The organism is Pseudomonas sp. RC2C2, from assembly GCF_018390435.1.
In the GTDB taxonomy this organism is placed as follows: Bacteria; Pseudomonadota; Gammaproteobacteria; order Pseudomonadales; family Pseudomonadaceae; genus Aquipseudomonas; species Aquipseudomonas donghuensis.
This window is the reverse complement of sequence record NZ_JAHBAX010000002.1, coordinates 208,011-227,592: the sequence shown is the minus strand read 5'-3', so window position 1 is coordinate 227,592 and position 19,582 is coordinate 208,011. Positions and strand designations below refer to the sequence as shown.

The window sequence follows — 19,582 nt, the reverse complement described above, 5'->3', positions numbered from 1 at the left end:
AAAAGGATTGATACAGCGCTCTTGTAGGATTCTGCGACAGCTTGCGGGTTGGTGATCGACCGGTCGCCACGTATGATCCCTTACAAACTCCTGCAGATTAGAAATCTATGTCCTTGATAGTGCTACTGCTTCTGCCGTTTATCGGCAGCTGCCTGGCGGCTGTCTTGCCGCACAACGCACGCAACAGCGAATCGCTGCTGGCCGGACTGGTCGCCCTGGTGGGCACTGTCCAGGTCGCTTTGATGTACCCGCAGATCGCCCATGGCGGTGTGATCCGAGAAGAATTCCTGTGGCTGCCGAGCCTGGGCCTGAACCTGGTCCTGCGCATGGACGGCTTCGCCTGGCTGTTCTCTTTACTGGTGCTGGGCATCGGCACCCTGGTGTCGCTGTACGCACGCTACTACATGTCCCCGCAAGACCCGGTGCCACGCTTCTTTGCCTTCTTCCTGGCGTTCATGGGTGCCATGCTCGGCCTGGTGATCTCCGGCAACCTGATCCAGATCGTGTTCTTCTGGGAACTGACCAGCCTGTTCTCGTTCCTGCTGATCGGCTACTGGCACCATCGCGCCGACGCCCGGCGCGGTGCCTACATGGCCCTGATGGTTACCGGTGCGGGCGGGCTATGCCTGCTGGCGGGGGTATTGCTGCTCGGCCATGTGGTCGGCAGCTACGACCTGGACAAGGTCCTCGCTGCCGGCGAGCAGATTCGCCACCATACCCTGTATCCCGTCCTGTTGCCCCTGATCCTGCTTGGCGCGTTGAGCAAAAGCGCGCAGTTTCCATTCCACTTCTGGCTGCCCCATGCCATGGCGGCGCCCACGCCGGTCTCGGCCTACCTGCACTCGGCGACCATGGTCAAGGCCGGGGTGTTTCTGCTGGCGCGGCTGTGGCCGGCGCTCTCCGGCACCGAAGAGTGGTTCTGGATCGTCAGCGGTGCCGGTGCCGCCACCCTGGTGCTCGGCGCCTTCACGGCAATGTTCCAGAACGACCTCAAGGGCCTGCTGGCCTATTCAACCATCAGCCACCTGGGCCTGATCACCCTGCTGCTGGGCCTGAACAGCCCGTTGGCGGCGGTCGCAGCGGTCTTTCATATCCTCAACCACGCCACCTTCAAGGCGTCGCTGTTCATGGCCGCGGGGATCATCGACCACGAAAGCGGTACCCGTGACATTCGCCGCCTCAGCGGCCTGTTCCGGCTGATCCCCTTCACCGCGACCCTGGCCATGGTGGCCAGCGCCTCGATGGCCGGGGTGCCGCTGTTGAACGGCTTCCTGTCCAAGGAGATGTTCTTCGCCGAAACCGTGTTCATCAGCTCCACGGCCTGGGTCGAAGCGGCCCTGCCGGTAATCGCCACCCTCGCCGGTACCTTCAGCGTCGCCTATGCCTTGCGCTTTACCGTCGATGTCTTCTTCGGCCCGCCGGCCACCGACCTGCCGCACACACCCCACGAGCCGCCGCGCTGGATGCGCGCGCCGGTCGAGTTGCTGGTGATGACCTGCTTGCTGGTGGGGATCTTCCCGGCCCAGTCGGTCGGCCCGCTGCTGGCCGCCGCAGCGCTGCCGGTGGTTGGCGGTACCCTGCCCGAATACAGCCTGGCCATCTGGCACGGCTGGAATGCCCCGCTGATCATGAGCCTGATCGCCATGAGCGGCGGCATCGTGCTCTACCTGCTGCTGCGCAATCAGCTCAAGCTCGGGCGCTTCCCGTCACCACCGCTGATCGAGCGATTCAATGGCAAGCGCCTGTTCGAACACGGCCAGGTGCTGATCATGCGAGCCGCCCGCCGCTTCGAACGGGTGTTCACCACCCGGCGCCTGCAGAAGCAGCTGTTCATGCTGGTGCTGATCGCCCTGTTGGCCGGCCTGCTGCCGATGTTGCACAGCGGCCTGAGCTGGGGCGACCGGCCGAAGATTCCCGGTTCCGGGGTGTTCGTCATGCTCTGGCTGATCGCCATCGCCTGCGCCCTGGGCGCCGCCTGGCAGGCCAAGTATCATCGTCTGGCGGCCCTGACCATGGTCAGTGTCTGCGGTTTGATGACTTGCATTACCTTCGTCTGGTTCTCGGCACCGGACCTGGCCCTGACCCAACTGGTGGTCGAAGTGGTTACCACGGTGCTGATCTTGCTCGGTCTGCGCTGGCTGCCTCGGCGAATCGAAGGCGTCTCGCCGCTGCCGGGGACCCAGGAACGTGCACGGCTGCGCCGTCTGCGCGACCTGCTGCTGGCAATCGGCGTGGGAGGCGGCATGGCATTGCTGTCCTACGCCATGCTGACCCGCCCGACCCCCAACGACATCTCCTCGTTCTACCTGAGCCGGGCCATGCCCGAGGGCGGCGGCAGCAACGTGGTCAACGTCATGCTGGTGGACTTCCGCGGTTTCGATACCCTGGGCGAGATCACCGTACTGGTGGCCGTGGCCCTGGCGGTGTTCGCCCTGCTGCGACGCTTCCGCCCGCCCAAGGAAAGCATGCAGTTGCCGGCCCAGCAGCGCCTGCTGGCACCGGACGTGGTCACCGACCTGGTCAACCCGCGCCACGCGGCCGACACCGCGCTGGGCTTCATGATGGTACCGGCGGCGCTGGTGCGCCTGCTGCTGCCGATCGCCCTGGTGGTATCGATGTACCTGTTCATGCGCGGCCACAACCAGCCAGGTGGCGGCTTCGTTGCCGGCCTGGTGATGTCGGTGGCGTTCATTCTTCAGTACATGGTGGCCGGGACCCAGTGGGTCGAGGCGCAGATGAGCTTGCGGCCGCTGCGCTGGATGGGCACTGGCCTGCTGTGCGCCACCCTGACCGGCGTCGGGGCGATGTTGCTGGGCTACCCGTTCCTGACCACTCACACCGCGCACCTGCACTTGCCACTGCTGGGTGACACCCACCTGGCCAGTGCGCTGTTCTTCGATATCGGCGTGTTCACCGTGGTGGTCGGTTCGACCCTGCTGATCCTCACCGCGCTGGCTCACCAGTCGGTGCGCGGTCATCGCCCGGGCAGCCAACAGAAACCCACTCAAGCAGGAGCCGCCTGATGGAAGAAGTCATTGCAATCGCCATCGGTGTGCTCGCCGCCTCCGGGGTCTGGCTGATCCTGCGGCCACGGACCTTCCAGGTGGTGATGGGCCTGTGCCTGCTGTCGTACGGGGTCAACCTGTTCATCTTCAGCATGGGCAGCCTGTTCATCGGCAAGGAGCCGATCATCAAGGACGGCGTGCCCCAGGACCTGCTCAACTACACCGACCCGCTGCCCCAGGCCCTGGTGCTCACCGCGATCGTCATCAGCTTCGCCATGACCGCGCTGTTCCTGGTGGTGCTGCTGGCCTCCCGCGGCCTGACCGGGACCGACCACGTCGATGGCCGGGAGCCTAACGAATGAGTGCGATGAACCAACTGATCGTCGCGCCCATCCTGCTGCCGCTGCTGACTGCGGCGCTGATGTTGCTGCTCGGGGAAAAACGCCGGCCGCTCAAGGCCCGTATCAACCTGATCTCCAGCCTGCTCGGTTTGGGCATCGCCATCACCCTGCTGCTGTGGGTGCAGGGCCAGGGGCAAGCCAGCTCGATTGGCGTGTACCTGCCCGGCAACTGGCCGGCGCCATTCGGCATCGTGCTGGTGGTCGACCGCCTTTCGGCCCTGATGCTGGTGCTGACCGGCATCGTCGGGGTCAGCGCCCTGGTGTTCGCCATGGCCCGCTGGGATCGCGCCGGCGCCAGCTTCCACGCCTTGTTCCAGATTCAACTGATGGGCCTGTACGGGGCGTTCCTCACTGCCGACCTGTTCAACCTGTTCGTGTTTTTCGAGGTCCTGCTGGCGGCGTCCTACGGTCTGATCCTGCACGGTTCGGGTCGTGCCCGGGTCAAGGCCGGACTGCATTACATCGCCATCAACCTCCTGGCTTCATCGCTGTTCCTGATTGGCGCGGCGATGCTCTACGGTGTCACCGGTACCCTGAACATGGCCGACCTGGCACTGAAGATCCCGCTGGTGCCGGAGGCTGATCGCGGCCTGTTGCACGCCGGCGCGGCGATCCTGGCCACGGCGTTCCTGGCCAAGGCCGGGATCTGGCCGCTGAACTTCTGGCTGGTGCCGGCTTATTCGTCAGCCAGCGCGCCAGTGGCTGCGTTGTTCGCGATCATGACCAAGGTCGGTTTCTACACCGTACTGCGTCTATGGACGCTGCTGTTCTCCGGCCAGGCTGGTGCTTCGGCGTTCTTTGGCGGCGACTGGCTGATCTATGGCGGCCTGGCCACCCTGGGTTGCGCGGCGGTGTCGATACTCGCGGCACAGCGCCTGGAGCGCATGGCCAGCCTGAGCATCCTGGTCTCGGCCGGCACCCTGCTGGCGGCTATCGGCTTCGGCCAGGCGACCCTGACGGCAGCAGCGTTGTTCTACCTGGTCAGCTCGACCCTGGCGCTGTGTGCGCTATTCCTGCTGGCCGAACTGATCGAGCGTTCGCGCTCGGCCAACGAAATCCCCCTGGACGATGAAGGTGACGGCCTGCCCTCCTGCGTAGAATCGCTGCACCCGCCCAAAGGCATCAACCTCGATGACGAACAGAAGGCAGTGATCGGCCAGGTGATCCCCTGGACCATGGCGTTCCTGGGCCTGAGCTTCATCGCCTGCGCCCTGCTGATCATCGGCATGCCGCCGCTGTCGGGCTTTATCGGCAAACTCAGCCTGATCAGTGCGCTATTCAATCCCCAAGGCTTGGGTGTCTCGCCAGAGCAACCACTGAGCATCGCCGGCTGGATGCTGGTGGCATTGCTGGTGCTCTCTGGCATGGCCTCGCTGATCGCCCTGACCCGCGTCGGCATCCAGCGTTTCTGGACCCCCCAGGAGCGCCCGTCGCCATTGCTGCGCCGTTATGAGTGCATCCCCATCGTGGTGCTCCTGGGCCTGTGCGTGCTGCTCAGCCTGCGCGCCGAACCATTGCTGCGCTACACCCAGGACACTGCGGCCGGCCTGCAGGACCCTGAGCAATACGTCAGCGCCGTACTCGGTACCCGACCAGTGCCCGGGCCCACCACCCTGGCGGCCAGTAGCGAGGTGCAGCCATGAAGCGTGTGTTCCCTGCCCCGTTGCTGTCCCTGTCGCTGTGGCTGCTGTGGCTGGTCCTGAACCTGTCGATCAGCCCCGGCAATCTGCTGCTGGGTGCCTTGCTGGGCATCGTCGCGCCGCTGCTGATGGCGCCACTGCGGCCACTGCCGGTACGCATACGTCATCCAGGCACCATCGCGCGCCTGATCCTGCGGGTTGGCGTCGATGTGCTGGTGTCCAACCTGCAGGTCGCCCGCGGCGTCTGGTCAGCCAAGCGCCGGCCACCACGCTCGCGGTTCGTGCATATTCCCCTGGACCTGCGCGACGCCCACGGCCTGGCGGCGTTATCGATGATCACCACGGTGATCCCCGGGACCATCTGGTCGGAGCTGGCCCTGGACCGCAGCATCCTCTTGCTGCACGTGTTCGACCTGGACGACGAGACCCGCTTCATCGAGCACTTCAAACACACCTATGAACGCCCGCTGATGGAGATTTTCGAATGACTGGCCTGCTTGCCAATGCCATTCTCGCCAGCCTGTTCATCTTCGCCCTGGCCATGGCCCTGACCCTGGTGCGGCTGTTTCGCGGCCCCTCGGCCCAGGACCGGGTACTGGCGCTGGATTACCTGTACATCCTGGCCATGCTGATGATGCTGGTGCTGGGCATCCGCTACGCCAGCGACACCTACTTCGAGGGTGCGCTGCTGATCGCGCTGTTCGGCTTTGTCGGCTCCTTCGCCCTGGCCAAGTTCCTCCTGCGTGGCGAGGTGATCGAATGATCAATGCCAATGAACTGCCGTTTTGGGTAGAGATGCTGGTCGCCGCGTTGTTGTTGCTGAGCAGCCTGTTCGCCCTGAGCGGTGCCGTCGGCCTGATTCGCCTGAAAGACTTCTTTCAGCGCATGCACCCACCGGCGCTGGCATCGACCCTGGGCGCCTGGTGCGTGGCCCTGGCCTCGATCCTGTACTTCTCGATGCTCAAGGAGTCGCCGGTGCTGCATGCCTGGCTGATCCCGATCCTGCTGTCGATCACCGTGCCGGTCACCACGCTGCTGCTGGCCCGCGCCGCATTGTTTCGCAAACGCATGTCCGGCGATGACGTACCTGAAGAAGTCAGCAGTGGCCGCGATCGGGGCAACTAGGGTCTACCCCAGGATCAACCGCTGAGTTGCTGCAGCTCGCGGCGGACCATAGCGGCATACTCGGGCGGGCTCAGTTTGTAGAGCTCGGTGGCCACCCAATCGAACCAGGCAGCCTGCATCTGTGGGCGCTGCAATAGCCATTGTTCGGCCAGAGCCCTTGCTTGCGCCTGGTGCCGGACATGGAAGTCGGCACGACTGGGGCGTTCGACAGGCTCGCTCACTCGCTGGCCTTGAAGGTGGTCAATTCACCTTTCTGCCATTTGGCAACCTTGCGGGTCACAGCTTTGAGGGTCTTGCTCAGGCCCTCCTGCAACTGCTCATGGGCGGCGAATACCAAGGCTACGCCCTGCCCTTCTTTGAAGACGATGCCTTCGCCTTCCGGTACCGAGACAAAGGCATAATCACCCAGGCCGTACACCGTCAGCTTGATCTCGCGAAATCGAATCTCCAGCTTGCCACCTTCACGGCTGGGCAATACGGCGGCGCGAAAATGATCACCGACCTTGAGCTCCAAGCGCTGTTTGTCATCCACCACCAAGGCGGTTTCAGTATCGATCTCGGCCATGTACAGGCCTTCCGCATTCTGTTCGGTGACATAAACAAAACGCGATTGAAACTGTTTGACCAGTTTCGCCCTGAGGTCGCCCAGAACAAACAGGGCGTGTGTATCCAGATTGCTGACTGCCAAAGAAGAATTCCTCAAAACCGATTACACGCCACTCCCTCACCGGGCCACGAGACGCCCGCAAGGCAGCGGTACTTCAATTCGAAGTCTGAAAGACTAGTAGATTAGTGCGTGAAAAGTCTGTGCAGAGAGGCAAAGCAAGGTGCAGGAATACTTACCCATTGCTGCAAGCCTTGGCCCGTTTGCAGATTTTCAGCGGATTTCCTTAATCGGAAACGCTTTTTCTGACAGCACTATCGCAACAAAAGTGCGATAGATGAGAGCAAGCCCTTCGACAGGGCAGACCCCAGGAAATCATCCACCGCACACAGGGAAGCGAATATGCACGAAAACACTGAATTCCGTCGAGAGGCTAGAGGTGTTTCCTACACGGAATATGCAGCTGGGTACAACCTGAACAGGCCGCCGCGCTTTGTCGTGGTCCCCGCCGGCATCGGCTTCTTTCATATCACCGAGCAGGCAACCGGTCGGGTCAAAGGCTTTCGCCGTGAGCATACTGAAGCCTGCGCGCTGGCCCGCCACCTTGAAAACTGAACCCTGCCGGCCTCACCCGGCCTGACGCGCGACGTCAGGCCGGCCCGCAATGCTCATCTGCTCCAGCCAGGCAGCACGGCACTCCCGGGCCTCACTGCGGCAGGCAAATGCGGGGCCGCGCCGCTCACCGTTGACCAGCACGACCCAACACACGCGCTTGCCCTGTGCCTGTAGAGCCGTCGGCACGCCGCTGCCAATCATTACCGCCACATCGACTTGGCTATTCATCATTCCCTCCGGAATTTATTAGCAACCTAACGATATGCGCATGATAAGACCTGCCCGTCTGTGAAAAAAGCTAGCCTGTGCACAGCTGTTTTACATCGCAGGTAACAAAGCCCTGTCAGTTCTGCTGAGGCCGGTAGCCCAGGCGCAAACCACCCCAATGCCTGCCTTGTACCTGGATCGGTACCGACAGGTCGTGCATCAGCTCGCCCGTATCGCGGGTATAGGTTTGCAACAACACCGCCTGTTGATGGCTACCGCAACGAATACCGGTGCGGTCGTCGAACTTGCGCTTGCTGCGGTTGTGCGCGGTGTCCAGGGTCTGATCCCCGGTCAACGGCTGATTGAAGGCGTTGTTATGAGTAGGCACATAGCCCTGCTGGGTGCAGGCTATGGCGAACACCAGGCCTTCATGCTGCTTGAGCAACGGCTCCTGGATCGTCGGCAGGACCTGGTCGGTGTACTGATCGAAGCGGGTCCGGTAGCGTGCCGGTGAGGTCCCCGGCAGTTGCTGGTAATGACGATCAAACAGGTCTTCGAGGCTGATCCGGCCCTGAGCGATATCGTTTTCGAACTGTGCGCCAATCTGCTGTGCGCCTTGGCGGGCCAGGTCGTAAACGCGCTGGTGATAGTCATCCAGGCCGACCTCGGCCAGGCGCTCGCTGATGCTTTCGGCCTGCCCTTCCAGTTGCACGGCAGCCTGGGCCAGGCACTGGGTTTGCTGGTCGCTGACCTGCAGGTCGCTGCGCATCCGCGCGACCGCCTCGAACAGGCTGTCCAGTTGTAGCCGATTGGTCTCGGTGCCCTCGGCAATCTCGCCGATCTGCTGCTCGACCCCGGCGGCCAGCCCGGCGATGCTGTCCAGTTGCTCCCCGGTGTGCTCGACCTGGTCCACGCCGCTGTGCAGGTCATCCGACAGCTCGCGGATCTGCTCGACCACCTGAGCCGTACGTTGCTGAATGTCGGCAACCATCTGCCCGACTTCTTCGGTGGCGCTGGCAGTACGGCCAGCCAGCCCACGCACCTCGTCGGCGACCACGGCAAAGCCGCGCCCATGGTCACCGGCCCTGGCCGCTTCGATCGCAGCGTTCAAGGCCAGCAGGTTGGTCTGGCTGGCGATGGTCTGGATCACCAGGGTGACCCGGGCAATGTCCTCGCTGCGCTGGTGCAGGGCTTCGATCAACTCGCGACTGGCGGTGGCCCGTGAACTCAGGTGATGCATGCGCTGGATCGACTCGGCCAGCACCGTACGCCCGGCAGCGCTGCTTTCGTGGGCGCTGCGGGCAGCGACCAGGGCCTGCTGGCTCAACTGTGAAGTAGCCTTCTCGGTACCGATCATCACTTCGGCACTACTGACAATCTGCGCTGCCGCGCTCAGTTGCGATTGCAGCTTGTCCGCCAGTTGTTGCACCGAGAACGCCACGCCAGCTGCCGACAAAGCGTTGTGGCTGGTGGTGCGGGACAGGTCGCGGGTCAGCTCGGCCAACGGCTCGTTGGTTATCTGCGGCACGGCCGAGGCTTTGCGCAGGCGCGGCAACCACAGCGCCAGCAAGGCCAGGGGCAGGCAGATATAGAACGAAAGCTCGGCAAACGCCATGGCTGCCAGCAACCCTGCCAGCACCAGGCTCTGCAAAACCGAGTCTGACCAGCGCACATCATTGTCCGGGGCAGCTTGCCCTTCAACCACGGCGCCGGGCAGAGATCCTTCTCGCATCATGTTTTGGCTCCATCGCAACACATCTTGTTGTGCGGCCATTAAACGCCACTATTAGGCCATTAGCCATGCTTCCTTGGACGTAAGACTGCCGCTGTTGATACAGGGCAAGAAAAACAAAACCCCCGAAGATCGCTCTGCGGGGGTTTTGTCGGACACCTGCGCGGGTCAGGCCTGACGCTGGTGCTTATCGATTTGCTCGTGCCGCTCTTGAGCTTCGATGCAGTACTTGGTGGTCGGGCTGATCAGCAGGCGTTTCAAGCCAATGGGCTCACCACTGTCGTCGCACCAGCCGAAACTTTCGTCGGCAATCCGGCCCAGGGCCATTTCCAGCTGTGGCAGCAGACGCTGATCGCGCTCGATCGCGTTGACCAGCCAATGGCGCTCTTCTTCGACCGAGGCGGCGTCGGCAGGATCGGCAGGCGTGTCCAGGCTTTCGATGGTTACACGGCTTTGCTCGATGCGCTCATGGGTCTCGACCTTCATCGACTGCAGCAGATCGGTGAAGAAAGCCAATTGCTCAGCGTTCATGTAGTCATCGGCCGGCATGGCCAGCAACTTTTCCTTTGTCATTGATTTCTCTATAAAAAATACGTGCATTAAGGCGAATCGGGTGCTCCTGGCGAACAGCTCGCCAGCAGCGGAATTCTTCAAGCACCATCCGGCACTCAATTTACAGGGGGCGGCAGTCTAAGGCCGAGATTCACACTGGGCAACAGAAATGACGGTGGATTTGACCGAAAAGGCGCTAATGGCCCTCCCCCGGCGCTGGTTTATAACAAAAAAACTGCGCCATAGGCGCTTTCCCGGGGACAAACGGTAACTCTCCGACAAAAACCTTGTAACAAAGATCCCTTTCAACTCAGCAACTGGCTCAATACCGCACGCAACTTGCCCGGTTTCACCGGCTTGTTCAACAACGGCGCACCCAGGCGTTGCATGGCACGACGGCTCTGGTCACTGCGATCGGCGGTGATCATCACGGCAAAGATACTCTGGGCGAAATGCCGGCGTAAATCTCGCACCACTTCGCAGCCGGTCACGCCGTGATCCAGATGAAAATCAGCCAGGATCAACTCCGGCGCCTGGCCTTCGAGCACCTCCAGGGCACCGGTATAGTCGCTGGCGGTGATCACTTCGCAGCCCCACTGGCGCAGCAGTGCGGCCATGCTGTGCTGGATAGTCAATTCATTGTCCACCACCAGCAGGCGGCGCCCGGGCAACGGATCGCCCACGCTGGGCTGTGCCAGCGCCGACAGGGGCGCCTCACTCGGCGCCTCGTTCGAGAGCGGCACATCGATACTGAACACCGAGCCGCGCCCCGGCCAGGAGCGGACCCTGACCGGGCAATCGAGTATCCGCGCGATCCGTTCGACGATTGCCAGGCCCAACCCCACCCCTTTGCGGTCGGCAGCGCGGCCGACGTCCAATTGGTTGAACTCAAGGAAGATCGATTCAAGACGGTCGGCGGCAATGCCCCGGCCAGTGTCCCAGACTTCCAGACGCAGGGATTCGCCGCGCCGCCGCGCACCGAGCAGGATGCGTCCATGCTCGGTATAGCGGCAGGCATTACTGAGGAAGTTGCGCAGGATTCGCGTGAGCAGGCGCAGGTCGGTGCGTATTGCCAGGCGCGCGCTGCGCATGCGCAGGCTGAGCCCGGCAGCCTCGGCGACCGGCTGGAACTCCGAGGCCAAGGGCGCCAGCACTTCATCCAGGCGGTACAGGTCCAGGTCCGGCTTGATCGTCGCCTGGTCCAGACGGGAGATGTCCAGCAGGTCGGTCAGCAGATCTTCGGCGCCTTCCAAGGCTTGATGCGCTCGCTCCACCAGCTGCTGCTCGCTCGTGGGCAGAGGCCGTTCGCGCAAGGTCGAGATCAATAGCCGTGCAGCATTAAGTGGTTGCAACAGATCGTGACTGGCCGCTGCCAGGTATTTGTCCTTGCTGCGGTTGGCCGCCTGGGCGGCATCACGGGCTTCGATCAGTTCATTGGTGCGCTCGGCGACCCGCTGTTCGAGCTGGTCGTTGAGTTGCTGCAGGCGCTCCTGGGCCAGCTTGCGCTCGGTGATGTCGGCGACAAAGCCCTCGACCACCCCCTCTTCGTCCGGACGCAACAACAGGTTCATCAGTACATCGATGCGGCTACCATCACGCCTGCGCAACTGGGTTTCATAGCCAATCAGCGCCTGCTCGCGCTGCAGCACCTGAGCGATGGCCAGTAGCTCATCCTGGCCACCAGCGAACAGATGGCTGGCCAGATCGTTGCGCGACAACACCAGTGCCTGGGCGTCCGGGTACCCCAGCATGCGCGCCAACGCCGGATTGGCCGCCCGCATGCCATCCTCGAGACTGGCCTGAAAGATGCCATGTACCGCATGCTCGAACAGCCACTTGTAGCGATTGCGTTCGGCTTCCAGCTCTTCAAGGCGCACCGCCAGTTCCGGGTAGTGGCTCTTGCGCACGGTGTGATTGCTCAGCCCCAGCAGCCCGGCCAGGGCATCGCCCGCCGGTTCAGAGGGCCTCGCCATACACCACCTCGACATCGCGCTGGCTGGAGCTGCGTGGGTTGGTCAGGATGCACGGGTCGTCCATGGCGTGCTGGGACAAAAAGGGAATGTCGGTCATGCCGACGCCATGCAGGCCAAGGGTTTCGTGAAAGCCCACGGCGTGCTTGAGCGCAATCAGGTGCTCGACCAGGCGCTGGCTGACCTGCTTGTGACTCAGGCCTCGGCAATCGATACCGAGGGTTTGCGCGATGACCTTGAAGCGCTCGGGGGCGGCGCTGTAATTGAACGCCACCACATGCTCGACCAGTACCGCGTTGCACAGTCCATGGGGCAGGTCGAGAAAGCCACCCAGGCTGTGGGACATGGCATGCACGGCACCGAGAATGGCGTTGGAGAACGCCAGCCCCGCCTGCATGCTGCCGAGCATGATCTTCTCGCGCAGGGCGATGTCGGCCGGGTTGGCGATCATCTGCACCAGGTTGCCGTTGATCAGGCGCATGGCTTCCAGCGCGTGGGGGTCGGTCAGCGGCCCGTGTCCGGTAGAGACGAACGCCTCAATGGCATGCACCAGCGCGTCGATGCCGGTACAGGCCGAGAGGAACGGGTCCATGCTCAGGGTGGTTTCCGGGTCAATCAGCGACACATCCGGCACCACCGCCTTGCTGACGATGGAGAACTTCATGCGTTCCTGTTGGTTGGAGATGATCACGAACTGGGAAACGTCGGCGGAGGTACCGGCAGTGGTCGGGATCAGGATCAACGGCGGGCTCGGCACGCGGATGGTGTCGACCCCTTCGAACTCGAGAATGTGCCGACCATGGGCAACCACGATGCCGATACCCTTGGCGCAATCCATGGGGCTGCCGCCACCGACCGCGACGATCACATCGCACTGTTCGCTACGGTAGCGCTCGGCGCCGGCCATGACCTCTTCAACCCGAGGGTTGGGCGAAACCTCGGTGTACAGGCAGTAATCAATGGCCTGCTGTTGCAGGCTGGCTTCGATATCAGCCACCCAGCCGGCGGCGATCACCCCTGGGTCGCTGACCAGCAGCACCTTGCGCGCGCCAAAGGTCTTGGCGTAATTGGCGACATGATGACGGCAACCGGCGCCGAAGATGATTTCCGGAGAGACGAACTTACGCAACTGGCTCAGCTTCGGGCTCATGGGACGCCTCTATTCTTGTTGTACTAGCGCCAGCCTAAAGCATCCCGCCTCGATTGCAATCAGACCATCGCAGGCAGAAACAGAAGCGCCGACCGCTGCAAGCAGCGACCGGCGCAAGAGGGATCAGCGATTGGCGAAGTACATGGTCACTTCAAAACCGATACGCAGATCAGTGAACGCAGGCTTTTTCCACATAGGTCCATCCTCTTCTGGCACCACAGGATTGCGGTGCGCCTATTAATACACCGTTGCCGGTGCGGGTCGAATGCTACTTTGGAACCGTTTCTTTCAGGTTATCCGGGCCTTCAGAAGAACCCCAGCGGATTGACGTCGTAACTCACCAGCAGGTTCTTGGTCTGCTGGTAGTGATCGAGCATCATTTTGTGGGTCTCGCGGCCGACCCCGGATTTCTTGTAGCCACCGAACGCGGCGTGGGCCGGGTACAGGTGGTAGCAGTTGGTCCACACCCGCCCGGCCTGAATGCCGCGGCCCATGCGGTAGGCGCGGTTGATGTCACGGGTCCAGACCCCGGCGCCAAGCCCGAACTCGGTATCGTTGGCAATCGCCAGGGCTTCGGCTTCGTCCTTGAAGGTGGTCACGCCGACCACCGGGCCGAAGATTTCTTCCTGGAACACGCGCATCTGGTTGTGGCCCTTGAGCAGGGTCGGCTGGATGTAATAGCCGCTGGCAAGGTCGCCCCCCAGGCGTTCACAGTCACCACCGGCCAGCACCTGGGCGCCCTCTTCGCGGGCGATCTGCAGGTAGGAGAGGATCTTGTCGTATTGCTGCTCGGATGCCTGGGCGCCGACCATGGTCTCGGTGTCCAGCGGGTTGCCGCGCTTGATCTGGCTGATCTTTTTCAGAACCTGGGCCATGAACGGCTCGTAGATCGACTCCTGGATCAACGCCCGCGACGGGCAGGTACACACTTCGCCCTGATTGAAGAACGCCAGCACCAGGCCTTCGGCGGCTTTTTCGATGAACGCGGGCTCGGCCTGCATGATGTCTTCGAAGAAGATGTTCGGCGACTTGCCGCCCAGTTCCACCGTCGAGGGGATGATGTTCTCGGCAGCGCATTTCATGATGTGCGAGCCCACCGGGGTAGAGCCGGTGAAAGCAATCTTGGCGATACGCTTGCTGGTGGCCAGGGCTTCACCGGCTTCGCGGCCAAAGCCGTGGACGATGTTGAGCACGCCAGCGGGCAACAGATCACCGATCAGTTCAGCGAACACGGTAATCGACAGCGGCGTCTGCTCGGCCGGCTTGAGCACCACGCAGTTGCCTGCGGCCAGGGCCGGGGCGAGTTTCCAGGCGGCCATCAGCAACGGGAAGTTCCAGGGGATGATCTGCCCGACCACGCCGAGCGGCTCATGGAAGTGATAAGCGGCAGTGTGCTCGTTGATCTCGGCGGCGCTGCCTTCCTGGGCGCGGATGCAGCCGGCGAAGTAACGAAAGTGATCGGCAGCCAGTGGCACGTCGGCATTCAGGGTTTCGCGGATGGCCTTGCCGTTGTCCCAGGTTTCGCTCAGGGCCAGCACTTCAAGGTGCTGTTCGATGCGATCGGCGATCTTCAACAGGATCCGCGAGCGCTCCTGCACCGAGGTGCGTCCCCAGGCTGGCGCCGCGCCGTGGGCGGCATCCAGGGCCAGGTCGATGTCAGCGGCCGCGGAGCGCGGGAACTCGGCAATGGCCTGGCCATTGACCGGCGAGCTGTTGCTGAAGTACTGGCCCGTCAACGGGGCCACGAATTCGCCGCCGATGTAGTTGCCGTAGACAGCCTTGAAACTGATCAGGGCATCAGGTGAGCCAGGGGGCGCGTAGATCATGGGGGGCCTCATGTGCGGTGCGGGCCTGTCGGCATGACAGGCAGTTGAGCCGATGGTAAGCAGCCGCATGGCAGGCGCGAATCGGTCCTTGGCAGGTGCCGTCTCGTCAATTGGTAGTAACGCCTGGGTGGTAACCGGCTACCGCCTGCTCATGCGGGCGCAATCGTCTTATGTGGCCTCCCTTCTTTTTTGGAAGCCTCGCCAGATGACCGTCCCTTCCCTCCATCAGTCTATAGCCGAACAGGCGACCTTGAGCTGCGCGGTCGCCAAGCGCTTCGTCAAGCGTCCCGCCCTGCTCGAAATCGCCGGCCAGATCCTGCTTGAGCACTGGGCCCAACGGCAACTGCCACTGCAGCACAATCCGCTGACGCTCTATCTGATCAGCCACACCGAACCTCATGTTCTTATCCGCCAGTTGCCTCAAGTGCTGATCGAGCGATATTGCCTGGGCAGCACCTTGAACCTGAATGACGGGGAAGACTATCTCAGCCGCTACCCTCAACAAGGTGCCGATGCACACCTTGAGGTGGACCTGCATACCGTTGAACTGCTGGTCAATGACTGTGGTCCTTTGATCGTCGAGGCGTTCCTGCAGGCACTGGTCGAATTCTGGAGCCAGAGTGACGCACATGGCGAAACGCCCTGGGGCTGGTACGCCGCTTACCTGCAAAAGCTGATGAAGGATGCGATCGTTGTCGGCCTCAACGCTGGCCGGCTGACCCCGGCGCAAGCGGCTATCGCCAGCATCGTGCCGGCCTTTCCAACACCGCAGCAACGCAGCCGCTTTGACAACCTGCAGGGCTTGAGCGTCCAGCAGATAACGGTCGACCTGACCTCGGCCCAGCTCATTGATGCCGATCTGTCCAGTGCCTTGCTGGTCGAAGACTTTCCCGACCCACCCAAGGCCCAGGTGGCGATGCTGTTTACCCTGGTAGGCGCCCTGGCGCCCTTCGATTCCACCCAGGGTTTTCTCGACATGCTCACCCGGCACTGGCCAAGGTCGTTGTTATCCATACCTCCCCAGGCTCGATTCCGCGAGCCGACAACCTCGGCATTCGAAGCCCAGGCCGTCGGTTTTCTCAAGCAACAATTGCGTTTGATCGAGGTCATCGCCCAGGCATCGAGAACGCCTGAGCAAGCGGCAGCGCTCAACGCCATCATCGACCGCTCGACCTCGATGCTGGACCTGTGCACGGCTCAAGAGCTGGAACGTCAGAACAAGATCGCTTCACTATTGCCGGCATGGCTACTCGACAACGAGCTGGCCATCCGCTACAGCACCTTGCTGATCAATCAGGCCCAATCACACAAAGCGGCCGCCGGCAAAACCTGGCGTGACGGCATCGACACCGCCGAGGCCTTCGCCTGCAAGGCCCTGGACGCGAGGATCGAGCACGATCACCCTGCTGCCGGGTTCAAGGCCAGCGACGTGATAGTCACTAATCATCAGGTCATCGCCAGCGCCAGCGCCGGGCACGACAGTGTGATCACCGACGGCGTAATCAAGGTCGTCAATTTTTCCCTCGCACAACTGGCCATCGACAATCTGGGCCTGCTGGCCGCAGGCACTGTGAGCCTGCATTTGCTCAGCGGTGCCGACCTGCCCGACTGGATGAATGAAGCCTATGTGCGCACTCTGGTAGGTGAACTGGACATTGGTGGGCAATATCCGCAGACCTTGCAACGGCAATTGCTCGACGACCCCGATCAGTCGAAGACGCGGCGGACGCTGTTCAGTGCGCAGCTCAAGACCCAGTTGCCGCTCTTGGCACTGGAGCTGTATCTGCGCGATAAACGCATCAGCCTGGCGGCCTGCCAGGCGGTAGACGCCCTGTTTGGCCAGTCAGCGCCAGGGGGCTTCGTACTCAGGCCCCTGACCCTGCTGCGTGCAAGTGGCGCTACTGCCGATACGCCACTCAATGCATGGCTGATCGAACCTGGCGATGTCAGGCAAGGCCCTTGTTTGCTGTATCGTCCGTTGCATACCGAAGCGCTGCTGGAGTTTCGCGACCGGACTGCCCTGTTCGACGCGCTTGCCAGCAGCGGCCCGTTGCAGGATGACCTGCTCGATCGCCTGCCTGAACAAACCCGTCCGATCTATGCCAATGGCGGCCTGCATGAGCCACACATTCACCGCTTCGTCCCTGGTGCCGAGTTCGAACAGTTGCAGACGCCTGCACCGGCCAGCCTGGGTACGGCTCCGGCACAAGGGTCGCTACGCGAGCTGATCTACCAGGCCAGTGCCGAAGAACTGGTCGAACGGGCCAAGCGCCACTCAACCAGCACCGCGCAATCGCGCTGGAACGCCTGGAAGCAACTGGGTTGGCTGATGTTCAACACTTTGCTGCCGTTGTTCGAAGGCACCGTGGCCAAGGTCACCTGGATGATCCAGGTGCTCGACAGTGCCAAGCGCCTGCTCGAGAGTGATGAAAAGGACAGCCCGGCAGCGCATCGCCAGGCGTTCGCCGACCTGCTGATCAATATCGCCATGGTCCTGTTCGTGCACGCCACCCGCAGGCTGGGCATCCGCCCAGAAGCGCCCACGCCGCCCACCCACGCCTCTGTGCCAGCAAGAACACCCACCGCTCAGACGCTACCCGCACCGCAGGCCGAGCTGAACTTCAGCTGGGCGCGTCCTGACCACCGGCTTACAGCCCAGCAGAAAACCCACCTTGAAAGCCTGGCCAGCCCGCTATCACCCAGTACGCTCGGCTCCCCCATCGCGGACGGGACGCTGCAGGGCCTGTACCTGCACAACGAACAACTCTATTTCGCCCAGGGCGCTCGCGCCTATCCAGTGCAATTCGATGCCGCCATCGACCAACCGCGCATTATCGCCGGGCCCTGGCTGAGAAGAGATGAGGCCCTGCGCTGGACACTCGATCTGCGCTTGCGCCTGCGCGGCGGGCAGCCCCTGCGCAATCGCCTCAAGTCCGCTGACCTGGAGCAGTCGATCGACAACCTGGATCAGACATTACGCACGCAGCAAGCCGAGGCACTGGCCAGCCAGCAACGTCTGCAGGCATTTGCCCGGCAGCTCACTGACGACACCGACCCGCGCATCCTGCAAGGCTATCTGGGCAAGATGGAAACGTTGTCCCAGGACTTCGAGCGACACCGAGAGACGCTGCGTGAACGCAATGAAAAACGCCCCCTCAATCAGTACAAGACACTGCAGGCAAAAGCCCTGTTTGAACGAGCACGTTGCCAGCTGTCCATGCTTTCGACCCTGGGCAAACTGTACAAACCGTTGCGCCAGCGCTTTGTCCAGTCGGTCAGGGAAACCGACGGAGTCTTGCCTGAGCCAGGCTCAAGCAAACATTCAATGCAGGTCGATCTGCTCGACCAGATCGAGCTCCTGCTCGGCAAACTGATCAGCCATACCGAGACCCTGAGCACTACCCGCGAGCAACTGCACAAGCTGTCCAGCATCCGTCAACCCACTATCCAGATGATGGAACTGAGCCTCAACGAACCTGCCGTCGGTCCTGCGTCGCGGCTGTACTGGTACACCCTGCGCAGCGAGGTGCTGAGCAACCGCTTGAGGCTGGTGGAGGCAGGCGAGGATGCCAGCGAAAGCGATTACTGGCTCGAGCACAGCTGGCGCAATATCGAGCAGGGCATGCTGCAGCGCATGAACCTGCAGGCCTTGAGCCGTGAGCAGGCAGAGGTTCATGCCCGCGTACTGGACAATATCCAGCGCCACTTCAGCACGGCGCTGCGCCAACTGGGCAATCTGAAAAACCTGGTGCCCGGTCAGCAGGCCGCCGACAGCCTGGTGTCCAGGCTCGAAACCGACTTGACCTTGATGCTCAAGGAGACCCGCGCCGACCTCGACGAATACCCGCAGCCGCTGCTTGAGCGCAGCAGCCTGCGTCAGTTGCACCGACAAGTGCCAGGGCTGATCGAAACCCGTGACGAGGGCGTGCTGCTAGGGCAACAGCGACGCGACAGTGAAGGTATCGTCGACATCCACAACCCACAGGACGACAGTATCCGTGCGTCCTACCGTGAAGATCCGCTTACTGGGACCTGGGAGCCCATATCCCCCGAGCAAGCGCTACCTCCACAGGTCACAGACGCCGATCTGAGTGCCCTGCTGCGTGAAGGCATGCGCCTTGCCGCACTCGCTAGGCAAGATATCCAGCGCCTTAAGAACCAGGGCAGAAGCACCTACCTGCCAATCGAAATCGAGGAAATAGCCGATCGCCGACGGCTGGCGCTGACTGCGCAGCGCCAGGCCATCGAGCGAACCCTGACCCGCGACAACCAGACCGATCAGGCGGCTGGCAACACGGATGCAGCCCTGCAGATCAAACAGCTGGATGAAGTCGCTGGCGAACTGTTGCACACCGGCGAGCAACTGAGGATAGAGGCGGCCCTGACGCAAGCACCGAGCATGCGCGAGCTGGAGTACCTGCTGGGCAAGGGCCAGGTGAAACTCAAGCGGCTGGTCAAGCGCAAGCCGCTGGCCAGTACCCGGGGCTGGGCACAGGAGTACCTGGATGAGTACGTGGTGCTGCACGCCAACAAACCCTTGTGGTATGCGCACTTTCACTACGCGGCCGAGAACACCCCGGTCGACGACTTCAAGGCCGCGCACCTGAAGCTTGCCAGTCAGCGCTATGACCGCGGGCAGTTCGTCGAAGGCAACAAGGTGGTGCACCGCGGGCCGATAAGCCTGGCGGCGGCTCGACAATGGTTTTTCAAGGAGTGACGGTAGAAAACCGGGCGCTGGCAGCAGCGCCCGATCCA

The 19,582-nt window shown here is 62.4% G+C and carries 17 protein-coding genes; 8 read left to right on the top strand and 9 right to left on the bottom strand.

What is annotated here, in order from left to right:
- Positions 1-107: 107 nt before the first annotated feature.
- From KHO53_RS19485 to KHO53_RS19460, 6 genes are read left to right on the top strand one after another with little or no spacing between them, the layout of a single operon-like run.
- The gene (locus KHO53_RS19485) at positions 108-3,023 is read left to right on the top strand and encodes a monovalent cation/H+ antiporter subunit A (RefSeq protein WP_159388323.1); all 2,916 of its coding nucleotides are present in this window, start codon (positions 108-110) and stop codon (positions 3,021-3,023) included.
- Positions 3,023-3,367, top strand: a complete 345-nt coding sequence (locus KHO53_RS19480; RefSeq protein WP_010224297.1) for a Na+/H+ antiporter subunit C — start codon at positions 3,023-3,025, stop codon at positions 3,365-3,367. The genes KHO53_RS19485 and KHO53_RS19480 overlap by 1 nt, the downstream gene beginning before the upstream one ends.
- The gene (locus tag KHO53_RS19475) at positions 3,364-5,049 is read left to right on the top strand and encodes a monovalent cation/H+ antiporter subunit D (RefSeq protein ID WP_100782974.1); all 1,686 of its coding nucleotides are present in this window, start codon (positions 3,364-3,366) and stop codon (positions 5,047-5,049) included. The genes KHO53_RS19480 and KHO53_RS19475 overlap by 4 nt, the downstream gene beginning before the upstream one ends.
- A complete protein-coding gene (locus KHO53_RS19470; protein WP_010224302.1) occupies positions 5,046-5,534 on the top strand; it encodes a Na+/H+ antiporter subunit E in 489 nt (162 codons plus the stop codon). The genes KHO53_RS19475 and KHO53_RS19470 overlap by 4 nt, the downstream gene beginning before the upstream one ends.
- A complete protein-coding gene (locus tag KHO53_RS19465; protein ID WP_010224304.1) occupies positions 5,531-5,809 on the top strand; it encodes a K+/H+ antiporter subunit F in 279 nt (92 codons plus the stop codon). Before KHO53_RS19470 ends, KHO53_RS19465 begins: the two co-directional genes overlap by 4 nt.
- A complete protein-coding gene (locus KHO53_RS19460; RefSeq protein WP_036994447.1) occupies positions 5,806-6,171 on the top strand; it encodes a Na+/H+ antiporter subunit G in 366 nt (121 codons plus the stop codon). The genes KHO53_RS19465 and KHO53_RS19460 overlap by 4 nt, the downstream gene beginning before the upstream one ends.
- Before the next feature lie 14 nt (positions 6,172-6,185).
- Here the strand turns inward: KHO53_RS19460 and KHO53_RS19455 are convergent, their stop codons facing one another.
- A complete protein-coding gene (locus tag KHO53_RS19455) occupies positions 6,186-6,392 on the bottom strand; it encodes a hypothetical protein (RefSeq protein WP_010224308.1) in 207 nt (68 codons plus the stop codon).
- A complete protein-coding gene (locus KHO53_RS19450; protein WP_010224310.1) occupies positions 6,389-6,859 on the bottom strand; it encodes a hypothetical protein in 471 nt (156 codons plus the stop codon). The genes KHO53_RS19455 and KHO53_RS19450 overlap by 4 nt, the downstream gene beginning before the upstream one ends.
- A gap of 318 nt (positions 6,860-7,177) precedes the next feature.
- Here KHO53_RS19450 and KHO53_RS19445 point away from each other — a divergent pair, with 318 nt between their 5' ends.
- Positions 7,178-7,390 (top strand): hypothetical protein, encoded by a 213-nt coding sequence (locus KHO53_RS19445; RefSeq protein WP_036994446.1) that lies wholly within the window; start codon positions 7,178-7,180, stop codon positions 7,388-7,390.
- Between the two features lie 12 nt (positions 7,391-7,402).
- Here the strand turns inward: KHO53_RS19445 and KHO53_RS19440 are convergent, their stop codons facing one another.
- From KHO53_RS19440 to exaC, 7 genes are all read right to left on the bottom strand, one after another.
- Entirely contained in the window at positions 7,403-7,618 is a 216-nt protein-coding gene (locus tag KHO53_RS19440; protein ID WP_213570678.1) for a hypothetical protein, read from the bottom strand.
- A 115-nt stretch (positions 7,619-7,733) separates the two neighbouring features.
- Positions 7,734-8,954 carry a methyl-accepting chemotaxis protein gene (locus KHO53_RS19435; RefSeq protein WP_374045272.1) on the bottom strand — a complete coding sequence of 407 codons (1,221 nt, stop codon included), beginning with the start codon at positions 8,952-8,954 and terminating at the stop codon, positions 7,734-7,736.
- 543 nt (positions 8,955-9,497) lie between these two features.
- The gene (locus tag KHO53_RS19430) at positions 9,498-9,902 is read right to left on the bottom strand and encodes a TraR/DksA family transcriptional regulator (RefSeq protein ID WP_010224318.1); all 405 of its coding nucleotides are present in this window, start codon (positions 9,900-9,902) and stop codon (positions 9,498-9,500) included.
- 284 nt (positions 9,903-10,186) lie between these two features.
- On the bottom strand, positions 10,187-11,854 hold the full coding sequence (locus tag KHO53_RS19425; protein WP_010224320.1) for a PAS domain-containing hybrid sensor histidine kinase/response regulator: 1,668 nt from the start codon (positions 11,852-11,854) through the stop codon (positions 10,187-10,189).
- Positions 11,838-13,001: an alcohol dehydrogenase-like regulatory protein ErcA gene (gene ercA, locus KHO53_RS19420; protein WP_010224321.1), complete on the bottom strand. Its 1,164-nt coding sequence runs from the start codon at positions 12,999-13,001 to the stop codon at positions 11,838-11,840. The genes KHO53_RS19425 and ercA overlap by 17 nt, the downstream gene beginning before the upstream one ends.
- A 123-nt stretch (positions 13,002-13,124) precedes the next feature.
- Positions 13,125-13,196 (bottom strand): pyrroloquinoline quinone precursor peptide PqqA, encoded by a 72-nt coding sequence (gene pqqA / locus KHO53_RS19415; RefSeq protein ID WP_009394664.1) that lies wholly within the window; start codon positions 13,194-13,196, stop codon positions 13,125-13,127.
- A gap of 110 nt (positions 13,197-13,306) precedes the next feature.
- Positions 13,307-14,827, bottom strand: coding sequence for an acetaldehyde dehydrogenase ExaC (gene exaC, locus KHO53_RS19410; RefSeq protein ID WP_100782972.1), 1,521 nt, complete (start codon positions 14,825-14,827; stop codon positions 13,307-13,309).
- 205 nt (positions 14,828-15,032) lie between these two features.
- Here exaC and KHO53_RS19405 point away from each other — a divergent pair, with 205 nt between their 5' ends.
- Positions 15,033-19,544, top strand: a complete 4,512-nt coding sequence (locus tag KHO53_RS19405) for a hypothetical protein (RefSeq protein ID WP_213570677.1) — start codon at positions 15,033-15,035, stop codon at positions 19,542-19,544.
- Positions 19,545-19,582: the final 38 nt, after the last annotated feature.

Bases quoted from the DNA above. Each gene is read 5' to 3' on its own strand.
- exaC (WP_100782972.1), bottom strand. From the start codon at position 14,827: ATGATCTACGCGCCCCCTGGCTCACCTGATGCCCTGATCAGTTTCAAG.
- KHO53_RS19405 (WP_213570677.1), top strand. From the start codon at position 15,033: ATGACCGTCCCTTCCCTCCATCAGTCTATAGCCGAACAGGCGACCTTG.
- KHO53_RS19440 (WP_213570678.1), bottom strand. From the start codon at position 7,618: ATGAATAGCCAAGTCGATGTGGCGGTAATGATTGGCAGCGGCGTGCCG.
- KHO53_RS19430 (WP_010224318.1), bottom strand. From the start codon at position 9,902: ATGACAAAGGAAAAGTTGCTGGCCATGCCGGCCGATGACTACATGAAC.
- KHO53_RS19475 (WP_100782974.1), top strand. From the start codon at position 3,364: ATGAGTGCGATGAACCAACTGATCGTCGCGCCCATCCTGCTGCCGCTG.
- KHO53_RS19480 (WP_010224297.1), top strand. From the start codon at position 3,023: ATGGAAGAAGTCATTGCAATCGCCATCGGTGTGCTCGCCGCCTCCGGG.
- KHO53_RS19445 (WP_036994446.1), top strand. From the start codon at position 7,178: ATGCACGAAAACACTGAATTCCGTCGAGAGGCTAGAGGTGTTTCCTAC.
- KHO53_RS19425 (WP_010224320.1), bottom strand. From the start codon at position 11,854: ATGGCGAGGCCCTCTGAACCGGCGGGCGATGCCCTGGCCGGGCTGCTG.
- KHO53_RS19460 (WP_036994447.1), top strand. From the start codon at position 5,806: ATGATCAATGCCAATGAACTGCCGTTTTGGGTAGAGATGCTGGTCGCC.
- KHO53_RS19470 (WP_010224302.1), top strand. From the start codon at position 5,046: ATGAAGCGTGTGTTCCCTGCCCCGTTGCTGTCCCTGTCGCTGTGGCTG.
- KHO53_RS19465 (WP_010224304.1), top strand. From the start codon at position 5,531: ATGACTGGCCTGCTTGCCAATGCCATTCTCGCCAGCCTGTTCATCTTC.
- KHO53_RS19485 (WP_159388323.1), top strand. From the start codon at position 108: ATGTCCTTGATAGTGCTACTGCTTCTGCCGTTTATCGGCAGCTGCCTG.
- ercA (WP_010224321.1), bottom strand. From the start codon at position 13,001: ATGAGCCCGAAGCTGAGCCAGTTGCGTAAGTTCGTCTCTCCGGAAATC.
- KHO53_RS19435 (WP_374045272.1), bottom strand. From the start codon at position 8,954: ATGATCGGTACCGAGAAGGCTACTTCACAGTTGAGCCAGCAGGCCCTG.